Raw genomic sequence first — 21,139 nt, 5'->3', positions numbered from 1 at the left:
GCCGCTAATTCAAGCCTAACTAACAAAGATGTACTCCCTATGACCTTAATATGAACGGAATATGAACAAGCAAAAAAATGCCATATGTAACATACAAGGAAACTTGCATGTTACACACGGCATGAGAATTCGCTTTAGTTACTCCAAAGGATATTCTATTCATTGGCCTATGCATCGGCCTATACTATGAGCCTAACTATCCGTTGGTGGATGGATTGGCAACGTAATAATAAAGGTCGTTCCTTGACCAGGTTCGCTTTCCACTCGGATGTCACCCTGATGAAGCGATACGATCTGTTTAACGATGGCAAGTCCCATTCCACTTCCGTCATATTTACGACTGTGGGAACGATCTGCCTTGAAAAAGCGCTCAAATATACGCTTCTGGTCTTCAAGGGGAATACCAATGCCCGTGTCGGTTATTCGAACAGTCACATTTTTGAAATCCTCTTCCATACTGACTTTAATCATACCGCCATCCTTGGAGAACTTGATGCTATTTCCGAGGATGTTCGTCCATACCTGATTTAACTGATCGTGATCAGCCGTTACCTTAACGTTCTCCAAATCAAGCTCGAAATGAATGTTGCGCCCAGACCATTGCGGCTGAAGCGCCACGATGACCCGCCTGATCTGTTCATCAAGGCTTAAGGAGCTCAGCCGTAATTGTTGGGACTGCGACTCAAGTAAACTCAGCTTGAGCAGGCTATCGCTCATTTTGGACATTCGTTTCGCTTCGGAGATGATAATATCCAGGTAACGGTTTCGCTCTTGCTCCGAGAGGTTAACTTGCTTCAGTGCTGAAGCGTAACCGGATATCGAGGTGAGTGGAGACTGAACCTCGTGCGAAACATTCGTAACGAATTCCCTGCGCATCTGCTCCAACTGCTTCAGATCATGCATCATTTCTTCAAAGCTGCGGGCCAACGTACCAATCTCAGTCGTTTGCTTGATGTTCAGCTTGACGTTGAAATCTCCAGCTGCAATCCGTTTGGTCGCTTTGGTCAATTTCTTGATGGGTCTCACCAGATATACAGAAGCAACCAGAATCAACAAGCTTCCTGCAATCAACGAACAGCTTGCAAAAATTAAACCCCACTTGATCACAAAAGAGGTTGAAGGCGGTGCGAGTGTTTCCAAAAATATCGCTTTCGTTCCCATCTCCGTTTTCAATGGTAAACCTAGGAACCCTGTAGCAATTCCACTCGTTGTTTCTTGAACAACGCCGCCATCTAATACTTTCTTAAGTTGCTCGCTCGTCACAGCAGCAGACTTATGTCCGTTAAGCTTTCCATAATTTTTGAACTCACCCGAAGGTTCGTAAATTCGAATATGATAGGAACTAAGCTGTTTCATTCCACTGACGTACAAGTCCGCTTCACTCACTGGGAGGGCCTTATAAATCTGCACAACGTCTTGTCCGAAGTTTCGTAGGTTAATTTGAGCGTTTTCGTTCAATTTTTCTTCGAATATCCAGGTAGACACAAAAAATGAAATGATCGTACCAGCGATGACAGACCCCAGAAAGGTCAGGACCACACGAATATATATGGATCGGATCATTCATGGACCTCAAGTCTGTACCCTAGCCCGCGCACCGTTTCTATCCGAAAATCAGGTGTAGTTGCGAATCGTTCGCGCAGGCGTTTAATATGTACGTCTATTGTTCGATCATCTCCGGCGTAATCAATCCCCCATATCTGATCGATCAATTGCTCACGTGTATAGACTTGTCCTGGTGTTCCAGCAAGCTTATACAGAAGTTCAAACTCCTTAAGTGGTAACGTAAGCGACTCCGTACCTCTCGTCACCTTATACGTCTGACGATCCAAAATAACGTTCCCAAACTGGATTGTATGTGTGGAGCCGATTTTGTATCGTTTCAGTAATGCTCGGACACGAGCGGTCAGCTCCAATGGATCGAACGGTTTCGTCAAATAATCATCCGTACCCAGTTCGAACCCTTTCACCTTCTCCCAAGTCTCTCCTCTCGCCGTCAGCATGAGTAACGGGAGGTCGGGATTGGCTCTCCGGAGTTCCTTGCACAGTGCCCAACCATCCATGACAGGCATCATAATATCAAGCACAACCAGATCAACTGTCGTTTCGCCATACACGGTGAGAGCTTCCTTACCGTCCGCAGCTTCCACAGTGGTGAATCCATCGTTTTTGAGAAATAGACAGACAAGTTCGCGAATGTTCGCATCGTCGTCAGCAACGAGTATAGTAGCCATAGGTTTTTTCTGTCCTTTCCATTATCGTGTAAGTGATTAGTTCAACTTATATATAGTAAATAGTAAAACATCTTGCTTATAGTATATCCACAGCAAACATGGTATGTTCTTTCAACGTTCCCTGAATTGGCACAGGCTGTGAGCCATACTCCTTGAATCCTGCTTTTTGAAGGACACGGATGGAGCCTATATTATCAGGTACAGCACCAGCTTCAAGTCGAGTGATGTCAGTTTCATGCTTGGCAAATTCCAGCACACATTGCAGAGCTTCACTCATATATCCTTTGCCTTGATACAGAATATCCGTTACATAACCAACGATCCATTTTGGGGTAGAATCCAATATGATCTCGAACAAAGAAATCTCACCGACGAGTTCATCCGTTGTATGTAGAAAAATACCAAAGGAATAACGATTCCCTTCTTCTCTCTTCTTGTTCCAGCTCTCAATGAGTGTTCTTTGTCCCTCCAAACTATAAAAAGACTCGTCCCGATTACTCGCAGAGATTTTCTCAATTTCCGTACGATTACGAACTTGTAGATCCAGAAGTAATGAGGTATCTTCCACATTCCAAAATCTCACATAGATACGTTCTGCACTATATTTCATTACATTATTCCTCCTTTACTAACGTTAGGTGTAATTGTAGTTTGATTATATCAGGTCATTATAAGAGTAAGAGCGAATCAACGAGAATTGTTTCGCCAGAAAATGCGGGGAATAAGGCATGTCGTTCCGCAACCAGGCGACAATGGTACCAATCAGGGCGGAAGAACCGTACCAGATTGCAATCTCCTTATGAATGCCGGATTCTTCGAGTTCATCCTCCATCTCCACCCGATCAATTTTGGCTTTGACCAGCGTACTCAACAATTTGAGCAGTCGTTCGGTAAAGATCGGTGTGCGCTTCGTGGCAAGTACCACCTGATAGAATGAGGCGTTCTCTGCAAAATGCTCCAGTAACTTAACCAGAACAGGCCATGCCTCTTCTGTCCGTTGCTTCTCAAAATGAGGGGCATATTCATCCACGATCCGTTCAATATGCTCGATCATCTCGTCAGCCATCTTCTCCATCATATCTGTAATATCGCGATAGTGCAGGTAGAAGGTTACCCGATTGATCGTAGCTCGTTCGGCAATTTTGTTCACTGACAATTTTTCAATATCCATTTCCTGCAGCAATTCAACAAATGCACCTCGAATTAACTGACGCGTTCGCAATATTCTTGGGTCTACGGCTGATTTCTTCTCGTCTTTCACATGTATCCCTCCTTCAAATTTTAAACATTACAATTTTAAACAAACAGTCGTTTATTCTTCGTTTAAACAACAAATTCGATTTTTGTGTAAAATAAACAACGAAAACACACGATAACGTAAATTGTAATCTGTCCGAATATGTATATAATTCAATAAATACAATGTAAACTATACAACACGTTGTAAATTTAGTCACGCGTGGATTGAAAGGATGAAAAGGATTGAGTCAGGCTAGAGTACAAGAAGAATTATCCGTTAAGAAAGGCCCCATCCTGTTTATCATGATTTTGGGAGCCTTCCTTGCAACGTTGAATCAAACGATCATGAGTGTCGCTACACCGGAGTTGATGGGTGATTTTAACATCTCAGCCGCAACAGCACAATGGTTAACGACAGGTTACATGCTGGTGAACGGGGTGCTGATCCCCATCACGGCCTACTTCATGCAACGCTTTTCAACCAAGCAATTATTCCAAGCTTCCATGTTTATTTTCCTGATTGGTACCATTGTTTCCGCTCTTGCAACCAACTTCGGTACATTGCTGACAGGACGCATGATTCAAGCAGCGGGCGCCGGTATTATCATGCCGCTCTTGATGAACGTTATTTTGACCTTGTTTGCTCCTGAAAAACGAGGATCTGCCATGGGTATGGTTGGTTTTGCCATCATTTTCGCCCCAGCAATCGGGCCTACTCTTGCCGGTTATATTCTGGAGAACTACTCTTGGCAAACGATGTTCTACGGCATGATTCCTTTAACTCTTATTGTCATTGCCTTTGCGTTTGTATACCTGAAGAATGTATCCGAACGGGTCAGCACAAAGTTCGACACGATGAGTGTTGTGCTATCGACCATCGGATTCGGCGCATTGCTGTATGGCTTCAGCAGAGCAGGAAGTCTGGGATGGTCAAGTGCAGAAGTACTTATCTGTATTGCTGCTGGTATTGTTTCTCTTGCGCTGTTCACATGGCGTCAGCTCGTTTCAGATACTCCGCTGCTTGACCTGCGGGCTTTCAAGTACAACATGTTCTCCCTGACCACGGTCATCAGTATCGCAATTACGATGATCATGTATGCTGACATGATGTTGCTTCCCTTGTATCTCCAGAACGCACGTGGTTACACCGCACTGGAGTCCGGATTATTACTTCTTCCGGGTGCCCTTGTCATGGGATTCCTGATGCCTGTAGCCGGAAAATTGTTTGACCGATTTGGCGCGAAATGGCTGGCTGTGATCGGGATGGTGATCACCATCGTGACGACAATTGGTTTCATCGATTTAACGGATTCAACCAGTTATGGTTACCTAGTATTAATGTCAACCGGTCGCCGAATTGGTATGGCTTTGCTCATGATGCCGATTCAAACGGCGGGACTTAACCAACTGCCACCAAGACTCGGCGCACATGGTACAGCCATCTCCAACACCGTCAGACAAGTTGCGGGTGCGGTAGGTACTTCATTGCTCGTGAGTGTCATGACTTCCCGTACAACGGCACACGTACAGGATATGATGGCAACTGGTGCAGCCAATGGCCTTACTCAACAACAGCTTGCCACAGAATCCATGATCCAGGGTATCAATGATGCTTATGTCGTGATTATCGGTATCGCTGTCGTGGGATTGGTTCTTTCCTTCTTTATTAAACGCACCAAACAAGCGAAAGAGGAAGAAATCAAACAGGTTGTTAGACAAAAAGTTTCCATGAATTCAAATTAAGTTGTCCATCCTCATACTTGCTTGCATAGCAAAGTAAAGCGGCAGATCAAGACGTTTACGTCTGATCTGCCGCTTTTTATAATGTATCCAGTATAAACCTTTCCCTCTACTCAACGATCTTCACTGGCAGATGGGTTAACGACTGTCCCGGAGCTGAAGTGGCCAGATTATTCTCCAGATCAAAGGACTCCACCGGTTCAATCCGAGCAATCTTCTCTACAAATGCAGTTAAGGCAATGCTTAGTTCCATTCTTGCCAGCGGGGCACCCAGACAAAAGTGTGGGCCATTGCCAAAGGTAAGATGTTTTTTGTTATTCCGACGATAAATGTTTAGCTCAAATGGGTCTTCAAACATCTGCTCGTCCATATTCGCTGCACTCATCCAGGAGATGACAACATCTCCTTTTTTCAAGTCTACTCCGAGCAATTGGTTATCCTGCTTCACAGTCCGATGTCGCTTGGCATTATGAAACCGATAACGAAGCATTTCTTCCACTGCGAGCGGAACCAACTCGGGATTCTGTCTTAGTTGACCATACAGACTCGGGTCATCGTACAGGAAGGAATAGAACGTATTGGAAACCATATGGCTTGTTGTCTCAATACCGGCTCCCAGCAGAAGCATGGTCGTGCGAACAACCTCATCCTCCGTGAACTTCTCCCCCTCAACATCAACGTTCAACAGATCCGTAATGATATCCTCACCAGGATGGGATCGTTTATGAACCACAATCGGGTACAGAAATTGATAGTACTCTTGCGCTGCAGTCTGCTTTTTCAGTTCACTCTCTTCAGCCGTGTTCGGATTGGTGGGTTGAAACAGAATATCTACCCAGTTCTTGAAGCGATGGCTGTCTGTGAGAGGGATGCCGAGCAGATCAGCCATAACCATCGAAGGCAGCGGAGCAGCCAACGCTTGAACAATATCAATGGTCGTATTCGGCTCAATATCGGCTACCAGCTGCTGCGCAATGTTGCGAATACGTGGCTCCCAGTTTTTCAGACTACGGGGTGTAAAAGCAGCGGACAACAACGAACGACTTTTTTGATGACGGGGCGGATCAATACTTGAAATGTTTAATTTGTCCGGAGGTGTGCCTTCGTTGTTCTTCGCTCCCACCGCAATGGTTGTTCGGGTTCCTTCAGCTGAAAAATAAGCATGATTGCTCAGGACCTGCTTCACATCATCGTATCTGAACACATTCCAGGTGTCTGTATCTTCGTGATAATACACAGGATGTTCGGACAGCATTTTTCGAAACCAGTGCAGTGGAAAAAACTCTTCAGATCTGGACTGGAACCCTGTGATGTCCTCAACGCGTATCACTTCTTTGTACATTCGGAAGCCACCTCTCAGAATAGTTTCGTGATTGGTTACATCGGTACCTGAATTGACAGTTCAGCACCTGATTCCATTTTATACCACTAGTTCATTTATTGATATACATCATTCGAACCAAATCAGAAAAAACCCTTATTATAAGGGGTTTTCATTTTATACGCATCGTATATTTTTATCAGTGTTCCAAAGAGTTAAGCGATACAAATCGATTAATCGCCCAGTTTCGCCAATGCTTCCTGAAGCTGATCCAGCTGTGCAGACAGGGTTTCAATCAAGTTCTGCGTGTGGCTTGCCTTCTCCATTAAGACTTGCTCGTCCGAACCCTCTTTCGATGCACTCCCGATTGGTGATGACTTCAAATCGGCCAATTCGCGTTCATATGTTTCTTGTTTCTCCAAGGCTATTCGCAGTTCTTCTTTCGTCGTACCGATCTGATGCTCCAAATGTATGATGTCGGACGAGTTCGCTCCATCAGATAAACGTTGTGAATATGTCATGACTCACCTCTTTCAATTTCATCCATTGCTTTGCCCACAGTGTATGGCTCAATATCGATATCCAGTTCCATGCCGAGAGCTAGTTTCGCCAGTTGACTCCCGATAAAAGGGCCCATTGTCAGGCCAGAGGCTCCAAGTCCGTTCGCTGTAATTAGACCCTGCCAGCCTGGCACAACCCCCATTACAGGCAGAAAGCCAGGTGTGAACGGACGGAACCCAACTCGTACTTCCTGGAATGTACTGTTTGCAAGACCAGGTGCCAGTTCCAGACCTTTATTCAAAACTTCCTGCATGCCCCCTGCGGTTACTCTTGTATCATAACCCTCCACATCATTCTCATGAGTGGCTCCAATTACAATCTTCTGTTGATCAAAGGCTAATAGATATTGGTCAGACGGTGGCATGATCACGGGCCAGTTGCCCGTATCCTCCCCATCCGTGACATGCAGATGCATAATTTGAGCCTTTTGATAGTGCACTTTAAAGTGTATGCCGACTGGCTTCAACAGTGCATTCGCCCATGCACCCGCACAGACAATGACTTCATCTGCCAGGAAACGCTGACCATTAACTGTCACACCCATGACTCGATCTGCTTCATATTGAAGCGTGGCGTCTCCATGGATCACTTCAGCTCCATTCCGCTGTGCAGACCGGATTAAGGCATCGCGCAGCGCCCGTCCATCTATACGTGCAGCACCGCTGATATGTACCGATCCATAATGTTCCTCCAGCAGAGGAAAACGCTCAAGGGTTTCTTTTGCATCAAGAAGTGTAATCTCACCAATCTCCGGTGCATCTGCTTTGCGAAGGTGGGCCCGCTCTTCCATCTTGTTGATTTTGTCCACATCCGTATGAATGCTGAGTGCACCCACTTGAGCATATCCGGTTTCCGTTTCTCCTTCACTCTCAAGCTCCGCTATGATGCCAGGATAGAACCGCGCACCAGCCTTGGCGAGCTGATACCAGTCCTGGTTGCGTCGCTGTGACAGCCATGGACAGATGATACCGGCAGCTGCATCCGTTGCCTGTCCTACATCTTTTCGGTCTATGATGATGACCTCTGCGCCCAGTTTGGCTAATTGATAGGCTGTTGATGCCCCCAGAATACCCGATCCGACTACGATGACTTTCTTCATGTTTGCATCCCTTTCCTTAATCACTCATTCGTTATAGCGTATACCGTTTCGCATTCTGTTGGCAAGGCAGGCGTACTTTTAGATCTATATATAGAGACTGATCAAGCTACGATTCATGCTAATGCATCGAATAAAGAGTTGTTAGATTATATTTTTGAAAACGTTTTATTATCGGTCAGCAATCCATTAAAATAATTACATTTATGTAATATAATTCTTTCTAGGTTTCTTTTAACGCTGTAACCACGCCACTTACGCACATGATCCTTTAACGAAAAGAGGAATAACACGACGATGCCGAAACCTAGCATGGGGAATCCACTGGATACCGATATGCCGCTCATGATTACAGGGCAAAACCAGTTGACCGTTGATGAATTGATGAATTGGAGCGACCATTCACGGGATTACAGCATTGTACAGTGCATCGGAGGAACAGGGCGAATCGCAGCAAAGAATCATGAATTTTCGATCAAAAAAGGAACCGCTCTCATCTTGTTCCCGGAGGTAACCTACCGTTACCACAATCTGAGTGATTCATTACGATTTGATTGTCTGTCTTTCAATGGCTATTTATTGCCACGGTTCTTGCATACCTTGCAGATCGGGGAGCTGCGCGCCTTCAAGCCGGATGGGATGCTTCATATCCTGTTGCATGAAATTACGTTGGCGCTGCAGTCCCGGCACAAGGATAAGATCTGGCACGTATCCGCGTTACTGTACATGCTTTTGGTCAGAATAACCATTGAAGGTGAACGCTATAGTGCTTACGAACGTTCTGATGCCCGATTAAGATTGGATGAACTCATTACTTTTATCAAAGAAAATTATCATCAGGATATCTCTCTCCCCATGTTGGCTGAGCAGATGGACGTAACCGAACAGCACCTGAATCGGATATTCAAAAAAGAGTTTCAAATGACTCCATTGGAGTATCTGACACGATATCGGTTGTTGAAAGCCAAGGAAATGCTCATTGAAAATGATGCCACTACCGCTCATGAAATAGCCAAAGCCGTTGGTTTCAACAGTGCCAGTTACTTTGGATCAGTGTTTAAAAAATACGAAGGGATCTCCCCTATCGAGCTACGCAAACAGTATCTGGATTAAAGAGCCTCCATATCGATCTCGGCCAGCGAGGATAACCGCAGCTCATGCATGGCGAATTCCAGACCACGTGTTACCTCGTTAGGTACGATGATACAACGAATACCTGCCGCATTGGCTGCTTTCAAGCCATTAGGTGAATCTTCGAACACAATCGCTTCGGAAGCCTCGATCCCAAGACTTTGGAGAGCAAGAAGGTACAGTTCTGGGTCCGGTTTCACTCGCTTCACATCCTCGGATGTATGAACGACTGTGAAATAATCGAAAATGCCTAACTTCTGCAAGTAACCATGCACCCAGTCCCGTGTGGAGCTGGAAGCAACCGCAAGCTGAATCCCCTTTTCCCTCGCAGACTGAAGCAATTCATACACCCCTGGAAGAATAGCGGCCTGTCCCAAATAGACTTCGTATTTCTGTTCAGAGAGCAATTTGATATGATCATGATCTATCTTTTTTTGGAGCGCCTGCTCCAGATATAGAAATGGATGAAACTCCTCAAAGGATGTCCCCACATTTTTCGACCAAAGCTCCAGACCAAGTTCAACTCCATGTTCTTCATAAATATCGCGAAACGCATAGTACCAAGGCGTCTCTGTATCCACAATGAGTCCATCAAAATCAAATATAAATGCTTTTACCATGAACCTGTTCTCCCTCCAATGATCGGCCGGGGGAGCGGATTAGAAGCGTGCGGTCAAGTCCGGATGAGTAACGTTCACGGATAAAAAGTGACACGTACAGCCCGTTCCAGTCGGCGACTGAACAACTAATCCAGCTCGAAGTTCCCCTTGTGTCGGCATGCCGAAATAACGAATTAGTTTCCACTCATCCCCATCGGGTGAATAAAAGAATGATATGCAGCCCTCTACTTTGCGTATACGCAGATAGGGACTAGGTACGGAGACTTCCACAGAATTGCAATCATCGGATGAACCATCACGTGTGACCACTGACACGATGGTAGGTGCTTTTCCATCATACTCAAAGCAAATTTTGCACCAGTTAAGATCATCCCCCATCACCATCAGACATCCGGAATCATATTGATTTTTCATATCCACGGTTAACTGGGTTGTGATTTCGAAGTCCTCAGGCACAGGCATGGACAGAAATGGTGCGGTTGCACGAATGTGCTTGCCCGCAGGGTCCTGGAAAAAGTCGGTGTCCGCCTTCGCTTCCACCAGCACACCTCCCTGATCCGTATAGGACCAGGTTTCGGGCTCGTTCATCCAGTTCCATTGTTTCCGTGCTTCTGTTGTCATTACGTTAGTCATTTCTTAGCCTCCCAAGTTGAAATATGTTCTAGTTTTTTCTGTACTACATATTCGCTTCATATACAGAAAACCCCTTCTTCTACATATTTTTGTAAGGTTCCAGCACTTGGGAGTGCTTTTGCGGATCTGGCAGGAAGAACATGATGACCATAAGTACAACGTATAGACCAAGAATGACACTGAACAATAGTGTTGGATTGTGATGGTAGAGCAAACCCGTCAGATATCCGGATGGAATGGCTGTTAGCGTCATGACCGTCTGCACGGCCGAGAACATGTCGGCTTTCTCATGCGTACCCAATCGGTTCATCAGCAGGGAATCCCGGTACGTCTGCAAAATGAAGTTACCCGCAGCGAGCACGATTAGCGTGAGAAACAACATCCCTATATTCCCCACAGGAATCAATAGAAACAGGATGGCCCCGGCCGTACTAAGCACGATGGAAAAACCAACATACTTTTCCTCCGAACGCCGTTTCAATCGCGGAATGATGACCAGATAGAGCAACATGACGGTCACTGCGGTCACGACCGGAATAAACGAAATGACACGGTCATCAAACTTCAACTGTTCCTTGAAGAAAATGACCTGGAAGAAATTCAGCTGTAAAATCAGATTGGACAACACGGTAATCAGAATGATCGGGAACAGTCTCCGTTTGTAAAATGACTTACCGAACAGGCGCAGACTTGAACCCAAACTCTGAAGCACGCGGGTTTTACTATGCAAGCCCATAAGTTCCTTGCCGACCTCGGTCTCATCCGTGTATCGGTTACGAATGAAGAACATGGCCGTCATGAGGATGCCCCCGACAAAGTAAATGCTGGCGAGTGTTGGCACAATACCATAATTAGCAATGACCACCCCGGCAATAGGCGTTAATACCCCGGCACCTGTAATGATCATGTTGAGAATGGCAAATACCTTCGATCGTTTATGTTCCTCCACATCCTCTATGATCAGACAGTTAAAGGCGACCGTTACAAACTTGGATGTTGCGTTCAGTAAGTAGGCGATCAGGAACAGCCAGAAGTTCTGAGAGAAGGCCCAGATGAACATGGGAACACTCCAGGCAAGCAGATCAAAGATAAGCGTTGTTCGTTTGCGCCCCAACTTATTCGTAATGGAACCCGCAAACAATTGAAAGATAAAGGCAAAATAAAGATTCACCGAATTGATTAAACCGATTTCAATATCCGAAAGTCCGGCTTCCTTCATATATAAAGGAGCATAGAAGAGAACGATCGTGCCCGGAATGGCCCATACCGGTTCGAGGAAAATGGAGTAGCGTGGATTCTTCGGCAAATCTTGAAGCAATTTCAATCGATATCCCTTCCTTCTGCGGTTTTCACCGCTGCGAATTCCAACTTCTCGCAGCGGCAAACCCGCTAATGTCTACATGCTTATAGGATAAGAGCCGTTTTGACCGAATTCATCGGCAATTTCTCTCCAGAATGCATGTCATAACCAATCGTTCCATTAAAAGCCTGCTCATAATCGCTCAGCAGTTCCTTGGCTGTCACCATCTGCTCCAGTTCTGGAATGCTTTGGGCAAATTTCAGTGCCGTACTGATCATCGAGTGATTAGCAACTGCACCGATGATACTAATGCCATCATTAATCACGGCTGTTGATTTGAACGTCACCTCATAGCTGTCGTCATATCCCATAGGAATAATTCTGCCGCCTTTTGCAATCAATTCAAAGCCGACATGAAGCTGGTTCCCAACAGCATCAACAATCAGATCAAACTTTTTATTATTATTGATTTCGTATACTTTATCCAGTGTCAGATCCTGAGGATAGAAGACATGATCCGCGATCTCTGAAGCAAACTCTTTGCGGTATGGATCAACTTCCGTGCCTACCGTAAGCCTTGCCAATCGTTTGCTCACAAGCTGACACAGGGAACCGATGGCACCGGAACCGAGGACGAGTACAGAGTCACTTGGCTTAACTCCAGCTTTCATGAACGTCTGCAGAACACATCCCAGTGGTTCGATCATCATGGCCGTTTCCCAGCTCATGGAATCCGGGATGGCATAGATATACTTTTCGTCTCCAACAAAATATTCAGCAAAGGTTCCGTGCGTCGTCATGCCTACTTGATAGTCATCAAAATTCTCGCAGTAGATGAACAGACCTTCGCGGCAGTATGAGCAGGTACCGCAAGATTGCGTGGGATCAACCAATACCCGATCACCGATCTTGAATCCACGAACTTCGTCGCCCACTTCAACTACTGTGCCCACGCCTTCATGACCGATAATTGTTCCTTTATTCGCCGGTACTTTGCCTTTGACAATATTCAGATCTGTCCCGCAGATGCCTGAACCATAGATTTTAATTTTCACTTGATTCGGCTTTTGAATGGTTGGCTCCTCAATCTCCTGGTAAGTTACCTGTTTGAGATCCTGATATACGAGTGCTTTCATTGAATATTCCTCCTAGTCGATTGTCGATTTCTATTTATGGATTAAGCTTCAAACGTTTTCGAAAGTTGCATGGAATGAAGATGTTCCTGCTTCTGAATCTCTTTCCAGTCTGACAGGATCTGCAACAAAGCTTCCTCGACCCACACCAATTCTTCCCGTGTATGGGCATCGGAGAAAATAAAGTAGCCTTTGGTGAAAATGCCGAAATGTGCCATTTTCTTCACCATGAACTCACGGAAAGGGTCGGTTTGGAAGTTATCCTCGGCCAGGGATTGAATGCAGAAGCTTGCATACGTCCCCCTCACTTCCAATTGATCCGTCAATCCGAGTAACACAAGTTCAGATTCCAGACGATCCATAATCCGTGTTGCCGGATCACGCCAAGTCGGCCAGACCTTCGCATTTTTCATTAACCGTTCACAGGCAATGGCTGCCGCGAGCGCTGTCGTTTCGCTGGAATGGGCATTACTGAATCTGACCTGTCCCGACAGAGACATTAAGTGCTCAGGCCCCATCACTGCTGCGAGCGGTAAACCGTTTGCCATACCTTTGGAGATACAGAGCAGATCAGGCCAGATGTCATATTCTCCCGCTGTAGCCTGCTTGCCCATTCGAATACCGGAAGTTACCTCATCGAATATGATAATGATGTCAAGAGATCGGCATAGGGTTACGACTTCCTCCAACGCGTCCCTTTTCCACTCGTTGGGACATAGAACAATACATGCGATATCCTCGGGAGATGAGGTAATCTGGGCCTCAATTCGCTCCGCAGTAGGCTTGTTGACCCAGATCGTTGAACGCTCTATATCTACTGGAATGCCTCGCTCTTTCGTCTGCCCACCATAATAGCCGTAGGCGGACCAATCGTGCCATCCATGATAAGCTGTCGCAATAACCTTGCTTTTGCCACTTGCAGCACGGGCCAGACGTACAGCCCCACTCACTGCATCGGCACCACTTTTGGTGAAGCGCAGCGACGGATAACGACCCTCGAACCGCTCCAAAATCAACTCCGCACATTCAAGCTCGATGTCGGCCGGAACCGAAAAGCTTGTCCCTTTTTTCAACTGGTGAATGACGGTGAGTTGGACTTCATGTCTGGCATGGCCCCATGATGCTGTACCCATGGCCATCTCGCAATCCAGCCATTCGTTACCGTCGATATCTGTAAATCGGGAATTATAAGCCTCTGCACAACACACGGGTGTATGCCCGGGGAATAAACGCTCAGGTGCTTTGGCTAAAGTGCTGCATCCGCTCGGAATTACCTTTTCGACTTGCTCCAACCACTCCAGATTACGGGTAAATCTTACGGCACGGTCCAGCGTGCTCTCTTTTTCTTTCACCTTAAGTACCTCCCTGTTTACATTCGTTGTGAGTGAATTAGCGAACTTTGGTTCCAGGCCAGCATCCATCGTATATGCGATCCATCGTAATCACATTGCCATACAGATCGATGATCAGATCCTTGGCTCGATGAGCATGTCTCATCTCAATCCAGTAGCGGTTCTCCAGCAGACGGGCGAAATTGTCCACCAAAAACAGTAACCGGTTCTCACTGTTAATCAGTTCCTTACCCAGTACCTGCGGCAGCCAGATGGCTCCGTTGGAATTGAAGCGATTGGAATAGTCACGTACTTCGGCAACAGGTGCAAAGTCAGCTTCCTCCAGCTTGGTCCAGAATGTATCCGCATCACTTCGAACCTCGGCAAGGTCAATGCCGACAATCGGCAGATGCTGGTATTCCTCTTGGCTTTCCAGCTGTGCTTTTAGATGACTGAAAACGAAGGGCCACACATCAGCTTCGATTTGACCGCCCCACTTTTTCCAGAAACGTGCCAGATTGTTCTTGCGGTTGAAGTTGCGGTGAATCCCGCTGCTGCGTTCCCAGTGATATGCTTGAATTTTCGGGTTAATAACCGTATCGTATCCGGCAGCTCGTGCCCGCATCTGATAATCGAAATCCTCGTATCCATTAAAGAACTTCTCATCAAGGTTGCCGATGGTCTCGTAGACCTCCCGCTTCATGCCGAACATGGCGAACACCACCAGTTGAACGGAGAAGGTTTCTTTCGGGATATCATCAGGGGATGCGTTCAGGAACAGGTGTCGGCCGATGGTATCCGCAAAAGCAATGCCGCAGTGCTGCACGCCTCCGGTTTGAGGATACAACAGAACGCCTCCAATCATGCCGATCGTAATATCGCTATCCAGTGTCTCTTTCATCATCGGTTGCCAGTTCGGTTGAAGAATGGTGTCGGAATCCAGGAAGAAAATGTACTCTCCCTTGGCGAGGCTAAGTGCGCTATTAATCGACACGGCGCAACCGAGTGGAAAATCATGCTGAAGAATCTCGATGGTCACACCTTCTCTTACTTCTTGCTTCAGTTTATCCAGATGTTGAAACACTGCTGAGCCGGAACCATCGTTGATGAAAATAATCTGAGTGGATGGACTTACCGTCCGGAGCAACGAATCTGTGAACAGGTTCAAAATGTTATAGTCCTGGTTGACTGGCACAATAATGGTGTAAAGCATGGAATCCCTCCTGATTGGGTTGATGGAATGAGTACATAAGCTGTTTCGAAGTACATAATTGCAGGTGTTTCTGTCCGGCCCCCTCATTTAAAAATTTTGTCTTTATTTGGTAATGATTTGAATCTACTAGAAATTTATATCATTTTTTGTAAACTTGAAATCTTAAATTCTGAACTCTGTTAATATTTGAATATGTAAAAAATGCAAGTCTTTGATGCTTGCGCACTGAGAAACGCTGTTGTGAACACAAAAAAACACCCCCAAAGAGTCTGCGTATCACACGATACAGTCGTCTTTTTGGGGGTGTTCGCTTGATGGAATCTACTATTGTTTCTCGTTAAATTGTCCTTGACTAACGCTGCTTAAATCCATGATAAAACGTATCTACCACAAGCGCAGGGGCTGCTTTTCTCGCAATATGACCACTTACAACCTGCTGCCATGTCAGGAACATGATGGAGTACAGCACATCGACAATCCAGGTTTTATCGAGATCGGAGCGGAAATAACCTTTCTCTTGTAACAGACCGACTGCATGCAGTACCGGTTCTCTCAGTTTCAGATCGGCTCCCTCAATCTCGGGATTATAGTTAATGGTGGTGTCATGAGCCAAAAAATAAATTTTGTCGCCTAATGGAATCAGCGCTTCAATCAGTTCGGGTATGTACTTTTCACAATACTCCTCATCCAGTTGGATTTCTTTCATGGTCTCACTGACCACCTCAATTGCGCGTAATCCCAGATATACCATAAGCTGTTCGCGACTTTCCACATATCGATGTAACGTAGCGATCCCGATTTTTGCAGATTCTGCAATCTCATTCATAGAAGCATTCGGTTTTTCAATCAGCAATTTGGTGGCCTCGTCCAGAATGGAATGTAGCCTGGTTTGTTTAATTGTTGTCATTTCCTTTTTCATTGGTAGTACACCTCTTGGCGAATTATTCTACAATTGATCTAGTCATCCATCAAATGATTGGATGAGATTATAAAATTATAGCATATATTCTCACGATATCGCATTTTGAAGGTAATATGTTACCTCTTATATATGTAATGTAAACATAAAGCTTAAAAGCCGCCATTTGGCGGCTCTTAACATGGTCATCTTTTATCTTGTCCGTTGCTTACAATTCGATAATTCTCGTTGCAATATTCGCACAAAATTCACTGTCGTGCTCTACAAAAAGCAGGGTTGGCGAGTATTCCAGCAGCAGATCTTCGATCTGCATACGTGAAATGACATCTATAAAATTGAGTGGTTCATCCCATATGTGCAAATGGGCTTTCTCACTAAGGCTTTTGGCAATGAGCACTTTCTTTTTTTGACCAGCACTAAACGTTGAGATATCTTTCTCCAATTGCAGTCTGGTAAAATTCAACTTTCGGAGTATCGATTTAAACAAGCTCTCATCAATCCCCTGTGTGGCCGCATACTCGGATAAATGTCCTCCTAGATCGGACGTGTCCTGCGACACATACGAGATTTTAAGCTGATGATCCTTTCGGAAAAGACCTGTATAAGGGATAGCTTCATCACAGATCAGTTTAAGGATGCTTGATTTGCCAGATCCATTTTTACCGTATAGAGCAATTCGATCCCCTTTTTCAACCGTGAAGCTGACATCCTTACATACAGTATTAGACCCGTATGATATCGACACATGCTCCAATTCGACAAGTTCCTGCTTGTGAAAATCCAGCTGATGAATCTGTAGACGTTCTGCACTTTCAATATTTTTGAGAAGTTTGGATTTGTCTTGAATCGCAGATTGCTGCCTTTGTTCGATATTTTTGGAACGTTTCATCATTTTGGCAGCCTTGTGCCCAATATATCCTTTATCCACCTTGGAACCGGAATTTCTCGTACCATTTTTGGTTTTTTCAACTTCATGCGACCATCCACCGGTCCGTTTGGCTGAATCGGATAATCGCTTGATATCCTTGATTAATTTCTCATTGCTCGCAAGTTCAAACTGATCTTGTCTTCTTTTATTTTCCCACCAAGCGGAGAAATTGCCTTTCTGAACCTCGATGTTACTCTTATTGATGGAAAGGATATGGTCCACGCTGTGATCCAGAAAGGAGCGATCGTGTGATACCAAAATAAATCCACGCTTGCTGTGAAGATAATTGCTGACGAGTTGTCTCGCATGAAGATCAAGGTGATTGGTCGGTTCATCAATGAGCAAAAACCGATTATCCTTCAGGAACAAAGCAGCCAGCATCACCTTTGTTTGTTCTCCGTTGGATAACGTATCGAAAGGCCGATACAACACATCTTCCGACACCTTTAACAGGTTAAACTCGCGCACAACTTGCCAATGCAGATATTCAGGATGAATCTCGCTGATGACATCGAGAGTCATGGCTCCCTTATTCTCTACCTGGAAAGGAAAGTATTCAAAGCTAACATTCGCCGAGATCTGTCCGCTATATTCATATTTACCGAGTAACAGATTAAGAAAGGTCGTTTTGCCTCTGCCGTTCCTTCCGGTAAAACCCAATTTCCAATCGGAGTCCAACTGAAAACTAATATTTTCAAATATATTATCGTAACTGCCTTCATAGGCAAAGGTCAGGTTGGTAACGTTGATTAATGACATACAGATCATCCTTTTTATGTGAAATATAAAAGTAAATTGACGGGATTTCACCATCGAGCATGGCATGGATTCCCTCACTTTAATATTTGAACATAATCAGAATTTAGATCGCTTATACAATAAAGAAACCTGACGATATAACATTCAGCGCCAAGTAGATCTATGCATAGACGGGATAACGTGTCGGATTCTGATTAGTAATATTGTGAACCATGCCACTGTTCATGTTCGTTGACAGGTCCACATAAACATCTACAACCTCTAATTCAGTCATGACTCTATCCCCCTTTGAACGCTCAAAATTTAATACAAAAAACTTAACATGGAATATATTCAGTGGTCAAGATACGGCTACCTCAATCAACTCAACGTCTTTCCGCTTCCCCCTTCACTCCATTGAAATATCAGCCTTACACACTTCTACATAAATTTTGATGATGTACTCATCGGGATTACTTTCTGCAAAATAAGTGAGCAGGTCTAGTGCATACACATGTCCGCAAACTTGCAGTCCTTCTCTTTTTATATTCTCTTTCATGATGGAATACGTCTTAGGTATGTTTTCGTATGAACCCTGATGATTCATGACGGCATACATCCCTTTAGGCTTAATCAATATCGTTTCCCCTGAAATGGGAGCTTTTATTTTGTTGCCAAAGTAATCCGGATAGTACTCTCCTGCCTCAAAGTGCTCCTGAAGTAAGATCGTCCATACCGGAAACTCATAGTCGATCATCTGTTCCTCGCAATGACTGCGATATTCAGTGAACTTACGGGAGAATTCCTTATCTCCATCCCCTTGCTCCAGTTGAACTGCAATAAAATACTCCAGCTCACATTGTTCGATATGCAGTCCTTCATGCGAAGCATCCGTGGCTTGTTTCGTCATTTCAATGGCACCACTTAGCAGCTTTTGCATACGTTTGATTCGTTGTTGCTCCAGCTCAAGTGCCTTTAATTTCTGTTCAAACAGCTCGATTAACAATGGCTTATTCTGGTTTTGAATAAACGACTTAATCTCTTGGAGTGAGCTTCCTGCTTTCTTCAGCACATGTATGACATCCAACACATACGTTTGTTGCACACCATAATAGCGGTAGCCCTTGTCATTGGTATATTCAGGCTTTAACAGCCCAATCTCGTCATAATGAAACAGGGTATGTTTGGTCACTCCGCAGACCTTGGCAAATTCACTGGTGGTAAAGTGTTGTGCGTGATGTCCAGCCATCTTTGGGCCCTCCATGTACATATGTGGTCTAAGTTTTATCAATATAGATGCATTATAGTATGCAAAGAAAAGTTTGACTATAGGGTTACCCGATAGTTTAGTCTGGAATTGTAAGTTATTCATATCGTCGGAGGGAAACATGTCAAAATTCAAACGTTGGATGATTCTTGTTATTGTCTCAAGTGCACTATTACTCATTGTGATGGATATGACCATCCTGTACACGGCTTTACCCAGCTTGACCCATGATCTCGGTGCATCAGCTTCGGAGAAATTATGGATTCTGAACGGGTACTCCCTTGTCATGGCGGGTCTGCTGCCTGCTATGGGAACGCTCGGGGACCGTCTTGGTCATAAAAAAATATTCACCCTGGGATTGCTCGTCTTTTCTGCCGCTTCCCTTGTTGCTGCCTTTTCTCCAGTACCAGCTGTGCTGGTCATGAGCAGAATTCTTCTTGCCGTAGGCGCATCCATGATGATGCCAGCGACATTGTCGATCATCCGGGTTACGTTTACGAATGAACGAGAACTCGCACTAGCGATCGGCATATGGGGTTCCATTGCATCCGGTGGTGCAGGACTGGGACCAATTGTCGGCGGATTACTTCTCCAACACTTCTGGTGGGGCTCGGTGTTTCTGATTAACCTGCCCACAGCCATTATCGCGTTTATATTCGCCTTGAAAATAATCCCTAAACATCAGGGGGATTCGTCGAAAAAGTGGGATTTCACCAGTTCCATTCAGATCATGATTGCCATGGTCGGAATTATCTATTCCATTAAGGAATTCACAAGACGTGAAGGATCTCTCACACTTGCTATCCTTGCTGCTGTGATCGGTGTTCTGTCCCTGATCATCTTTATTCGCCGTCAGAATAACAGGGTCAATCCAATGCTGGATCTGTCCTTGTTCAAAATCCCAAGATTCAGCACCGGTTTTATTACCGCACTGGTTGGCTTGTTTGCACAAATGGGTGTGCAATATATGGTCACCCAGCGGCTTCAACTGGTGGAAGGCATGTCACCGCTTCAAGCTGGACTATTCACCATATCCATACCTGTTGCAGCACTCATTGCCGGACCTGTTACGGGGGCCATTATGCACCGTGTGGATGTTGTCTATATTAAAAGCTTCTCTCTCTTCATCGCCGCTCTTGGCATGGGGACGTACCTGATGTATTTCAATGCAGGGTTTACCGGGCAGATTCTCGGTTTGGCATTGCTTGGTGCAGGTCTTGGATCAGGGATGACTGCTGCATCGCATTCGATTATGAGTTATGCCCCACCTCACAAAGCGGGTATGGCCGCTTCCATTGAGGAAGTAGGTTATGAGCTGGGTGGAGCATCTGGTATTGCCATCATCGGAAGCATGTCTACCCTTTTCTACACACTCGCTATGAAGATTCCTGCGGGGATTAGTGTACCAGCCAATGCGAAGGACAGTCTGGATGAAGCGCTTATCGCTGCCGAAAGCTTGCCTGCAGCGTCTGCTGAATCGCTCAGAAATGCTGCCTTTGCTGCATTTGACCAATCCTTCTTTGTCGTCATTGCAGGTGTGACCGTATTTCTGATTATTACTGCTCTGATCATGAGCTGGGTTGCCGTGCGGTTGAAACGAGCTAAAAATAAAACTGCGGAAGGTTAAACCTACACATATTGCATCTCAAAAGTGGAGGTGAATTCGGTTATGTGGTTTCCAATAACGAATGGAATTATTATATTAATCGGCATCACTTTTATTTATCTGGTCGTT

The 21,139-nt window shown here is 45.2% G+C and carries 19 protein-coding genes; 3 read left to right on the top strand and 16 right to left on the bottom strand.

Annotated features, from left to right (window positions below):
- Nucleotides 1–192 precede the first annotated feature (192 nt).
- The 4 genes from OM416_RS24785 to OM416_RS24770 form a co-directional block, all read right to left on the bottom strand.
- A complete protein-coding gene (locus OM416_RS24785; RefSeq protein WP_264934025.1) occupies nt 193–1,563 on the bottom strand; it encodes a sensor histidine kinase in 1,371 nt (456 codons plus the stop codon).
- A complete protein-coding gene (locus OM416_RS24780; RefSeq protein ID WP_264934024.1) occupies nt 1,560–2,234 on the bottom strand; it encodes a response regulator transcription factor in 675 nt (224 codons plus the stop codon). The genes OM416_RS24785 and OM416_RS24780 overlap by 4 nt, the downstream gene beginning before the upstream one ends.
- Before the next feature lie 76 nt (nt 2,235–2,310).
- Nucleotides 2,311–2,844, bottom strand: coding sequence for a GNAT family N-acetyltransferase (locus tag OM416_RS24775; RefSeq protein WP_264934023.1), 534 nt, complete (start codon nt 2,842–2,844; stop codon nt 2,311–2,313).
- A gap of 45 nt (nt 2,845–2,889) precedes the next feature.
- Nucleotides 2,890–3,495 carry a TetR/AcrR family transcriptional regulator gene (locus OM416_RS24770; RefSeq protein WP_062834267.1) on the bottom strand — a complete coding sequence of 202 codons (606 nt, stop codon included), beginning with the start codon at nt 3,493–3,495 and terminating at the stop codon, nt 2,890–2,892.
- 281 nt (nt 3,496–3,776) lie between these two features.
- Between OM416_RS24770 and OM416_RS24765 the strand changes: the two genes are divergently transcribed.
- Nucleotides 3,777–5,216 carry a DHA2 family efflux MFS transporter permease subunit gene (locus OM416_RS24765; protein WP_264934053.1) on the top strand — a complete coding sequence of 480 codons (1,440 nt, stop codon included), beginning with the start codon at nt 3,777–3,779 and terminating at the stop codon, nt 5,214–5,216.
- 106 nt (nt 5,217–5,322) lie between these two features.
- Here the strand turns inward: OM416_RS24765 and OM416_RS24760 are convergent, their stop codons facing one another.
- From OM416_RS24760 to OM416_RS24750, 3 genes are all read right to left on the bottom strand, one after another.
- A complete protein-coding gene (locus OM416_RS24760; RefSeq protein WP_264934022.1) occupies nt 5,323–6,555 on the bottom strand; it encodes a cytochrome P450 in 1,233 nt (410 codons plus the stop codon).
- A gap of 212 nt (nt 6,556–6,767) precedes the next feature.
- A complete protein-coding gene (locus OM416_RS24755; RefSeq protein ID WP_264934020.1) occupies nt 6,768–7,055 on the bottom strand; it encodes a hypothetical protein in 288 nt (95 codons plus the stop codon).
- Nucleotides 7,052–8,194 (bottom strand): NAD(P)/FAD-dependent oxidoreductase, encoded by a 1,143-nt coding sequence (locus OM416_RS24750; RefSeq protein ID WP_264934018.1) that lies wholly within the window; start codon nt 8,192–8,194, stop codon nt 7,052–7,054. The genes OM416_RS24755 and OM416_RS24750 overlap by 4 nt, the downstream gene beginning before the upstream one ends.
- A 294-nt stretch (nt 8,195–8,488) precedes the next feature.
- On the opposite strand from OM416_RS24750, the gene OM416_RS24745 reads away from it, so the two are divergent.
- A complete protein-coding gene (locus tag OM416_RS24745; protein WP_264934015.1) occupies nt 8,489–9,304 on the top strand; it encodes an AraC family transcriptional regulator in 816 nt (271 codons plus the stop codon).
- Here the strand turns inward: OM416_RS24745 and OM416_RS24740 are convergent.
- The 9 genes from OM416_RS24740 to OM416_RS24700 form a co-directional block, all read right to left on the bottom strand.
- Nucleotides 9,301–9,942, bottom strand: coding sequence for an HAD family hydrolase (locus tag OM416_RS24740; protein WP_127548321.1), 642 nt, complete (start codon nt 9,940–9,942; stop codon nt 9,301–9,303). The genes OM416_RS24745 and OM416_RS24740 overlap by 4 nt on opposite strands.
- Before the next feature lie 39 nt (nt 9,943–9,981).
- Nucleotides 9,982–10,575, bottom strand: a complete 594-nt coding sequence (locus OM416_RS24735; RefSeq protein WP_264934012.1) for a DUF1349 domain-containing protein — start codon at nt 10,573–10,575, stop codon at nt 9,982–9,984.
- 79 nt (nt 10,576–10,654) lie between these two features.
- On the bottom strand, nt 10,655–11,899 hold the full coding sequence (locus OM416_RS24730; RefSeq protein ID WP_264934010.1) for an MFS transporter: 1,245 nt from the start codon (nt 11,897–11,899) through the stop codon (nt 10,655–10,657).
- An 80-nt stretch (nt 11,900–11,979) separates the two neighbouring features.
- Nucleotides 11,980–13,011, bottom strand: a complete 1,032-nt coding sequence (locus tag OM416_RS24725; RefSeq protein WP_264934008.1) for a zinc-dependent alcohol dehydrogenase — start codon at nt 13,009–13,011, stop codon at nt 11,980–11,982.
- Nucleotides 13,012–13,052: 41 nt separating this feature from the next.
- Nucleotides 13,053–14,360, bottom strand: coding sequence for an aminotransferase class III-fold pyridoxal phosphate-dependent enzyme (locus tag OM416_RS24720; RefSeq protein WP_264934006.1), 1,308 nt, complete (start codon nt 14,358–14,360; stop codon nt 13,053–13,055).
- A 37-nt stretch (nt 14,361–14,397) separates the two neighbouring features.
- Nucleotides 14,398–15,552 carry a glycosyltransferase family 2 protein gene (locus OM416_RS24715; protein WP_264934004.1) on the bottom strand — a complete coding sequence of 385 codons (1,155 nt, stop codon included), beginning with the start codon at nt 15,550–15,552 and terminating at the stop codon, nt 14,398–14,400.
- 352 nt (nt 15,553–15,904) lie between these two features.
- A complete protein-coding gene (locus OM416_RS24710) occupies nt 15,905–16,471 on the bottom strand; it encodes a TetR/AcrR family transcriptional regulator (RefSeq protein WP_264934002.1) in 567 nt (188 codons plus the stop codon).
- 208 nt (nt 16,472–16,679) lie between these two features.
- Nucleotides 16,680–18,158 carry an Lsa family ABC-F type ribosomal protection protein gene (locus tag OM416_RS24705; RefSeq protein ID WP_264934000.1) on the bottom strand — a complete coding sequence of 493 codons (1,479 nt, stop codon included), beginning with the start codon at nt 18,156–18,158 and terminating at the stop codon, nt 16,680–16,682.
- Nucleotides 18,159–18,546: 388 nt separating this feature from the next.
- Nucleotides 18,547–19,386 (bottom strand): MerR family transcriptional regulator, encoded by an 840-nt coding sequence (locus OM416_RS24700; protein ID WP_264933998.1) that lies wholly within the window; start codon nt 19,384–19,386, stop codon nt 18,547–18,549.
- 139 nt (nt 19,387–19,525) lie between these two features.
- On the opposite strand from OM416_RS24700, the gene OM416_RS24695 reads away from it, so the two are divergent.
- Nucleotides 19,526–21,031, top strand: coding sequence for an MFS transporter (locus tag OM416_RS24695; protein WP_264933996.1), 1,506 nt, complete (start codon nt 19,526–19,528; stop codon nt 21,029–21,031).
- Nucleotides 21,032–21,139 lie beyond the last annotated feature (108 nt).

The organism is Paenibacillus sp. LS1 (genome assembly GCF_026013365.1).
In the GTDB taxonomy this organism is placed as follows: Bacteria; Bacillota; Bacilli; order Paenibacillales; family Paenibacillaceae; genus Paenibacillus.
This window is presented reverse-complemented; position numbering and strand designations above follow the sequence as displayed.

Excerpts from the sequence above, each read along its gene's own strand:
- OM416_RS24785 (WP_264934025.1), bottom strand. The coding sequence starts at position 1,563 with ATGATCCGATCCATATATATTCGTGTGGTCCTGACCTTTCTGGGGTCT.
- OM416_RS24780 (WP_264934024.1), bottom strand. The coding sequence starts at position 2,234 with ATGGCTACTATACTCGTTGCTGACGACGATGCGAACATTCGCGAACTT.
- OM416_RS24775 (WP_264934023.1), bottom strand. The coding sequence starts at position 2,844 with ATGAAATATAGTGCAGAACGTATCTATGTGAGATTTTGGAATGTGGAA.
- OM416_RS24765 (WP_264934053.1), top strand. The coding sequence starts at position 3,777 with ATGATTTTGGGAGCCTTCCTTGCAACGTTGAATCAAACGATCATGAGT.
- OM416_RS24760 (WP_264934022.1), bottom strand. The coding sequence starts at position 6,555 with ATGTACAAAGAAGTGATACGCGTTGAGGACATCACAGGGTTCCAGTCC.
- OM416_RS24755 (WP_264934020.1), bottom strand. The coding sequence starts at position 7,055 with ATGACATATTCACAACGTTTATCTGATGGAGCGAACTCGTCCGACATC.
- OM416_RS24750 (WP_264934018.1), bottom strand. The coding sequence starts at position 8,194 with ATGAAGAAAGTCATCGTAGTCGGATCGGGTATTCTGGGGGCATCAACA.
- OM416_RS24745 (WP_264934015.1), top strand. The coding sequence starts at position 8,489 with ATGCCGAAACCTAGCATGGGGAATCCACTGGATACCGATATGCCGCTC.
- OM416_RS24740 (WP_127548321.1), bottom strand. The coding sequence starts at position 9,942 with ATGGTAAAAGCATTTATATTTGATTTTGATGGACTCATTGTGGATACA.
- OM416_RS24735 (WP_264934012.1), bottom strand. The coding sequence starts at position 10,575 with ATGACTAACGTAATGACAACAGAAGCACGGAAACAATGGAACTGGATG.
- OM416_RS24725 (WP_264934008.1), bottom strand. The coding sequence starts at position 13,011 with ATGAAAGCACTCGTATATCAGGATCTCAAACAGGTAACTTACCAGGAG.
- OM416_RS24715 (WP_264934004.1), bottom strand. The coding sequence starts at position 15,552 with ATGCTTTACACCATTATTGTGCCAGTCAACCAGGACTATAACATTTTG.
- OM416_RS24710 (WP_264934002.1), bottom strand. The coding sequence starts at position 16,471 with ATGAAAAAGGAAATGACAACAATTAAACAAACCAGGCTACATTCCATT.
- OM416_RS24705 (WP_264934000.1), bottom strand. The coding sequence starts at position 18,158 with ATGTCATTAATCAACGTTACCAACCTGACCTTTGCCTATGAAGGCAGT.
- OM416_RS24700 (WP_264933998.1), bottom strand. The coding sequence starts at position 19,386 with ATGGCTGGACATCACGCACAACACTTTACCACCAGTGAATTTGCCAAG.
- OM416_RS24695 (WP_264933996.1), top strand. The coding sequence starts at position 19,526 with ATGTCAAAATTCAAACGTTGGATGATTCTTGTTATTGTCTCAAGTGCA.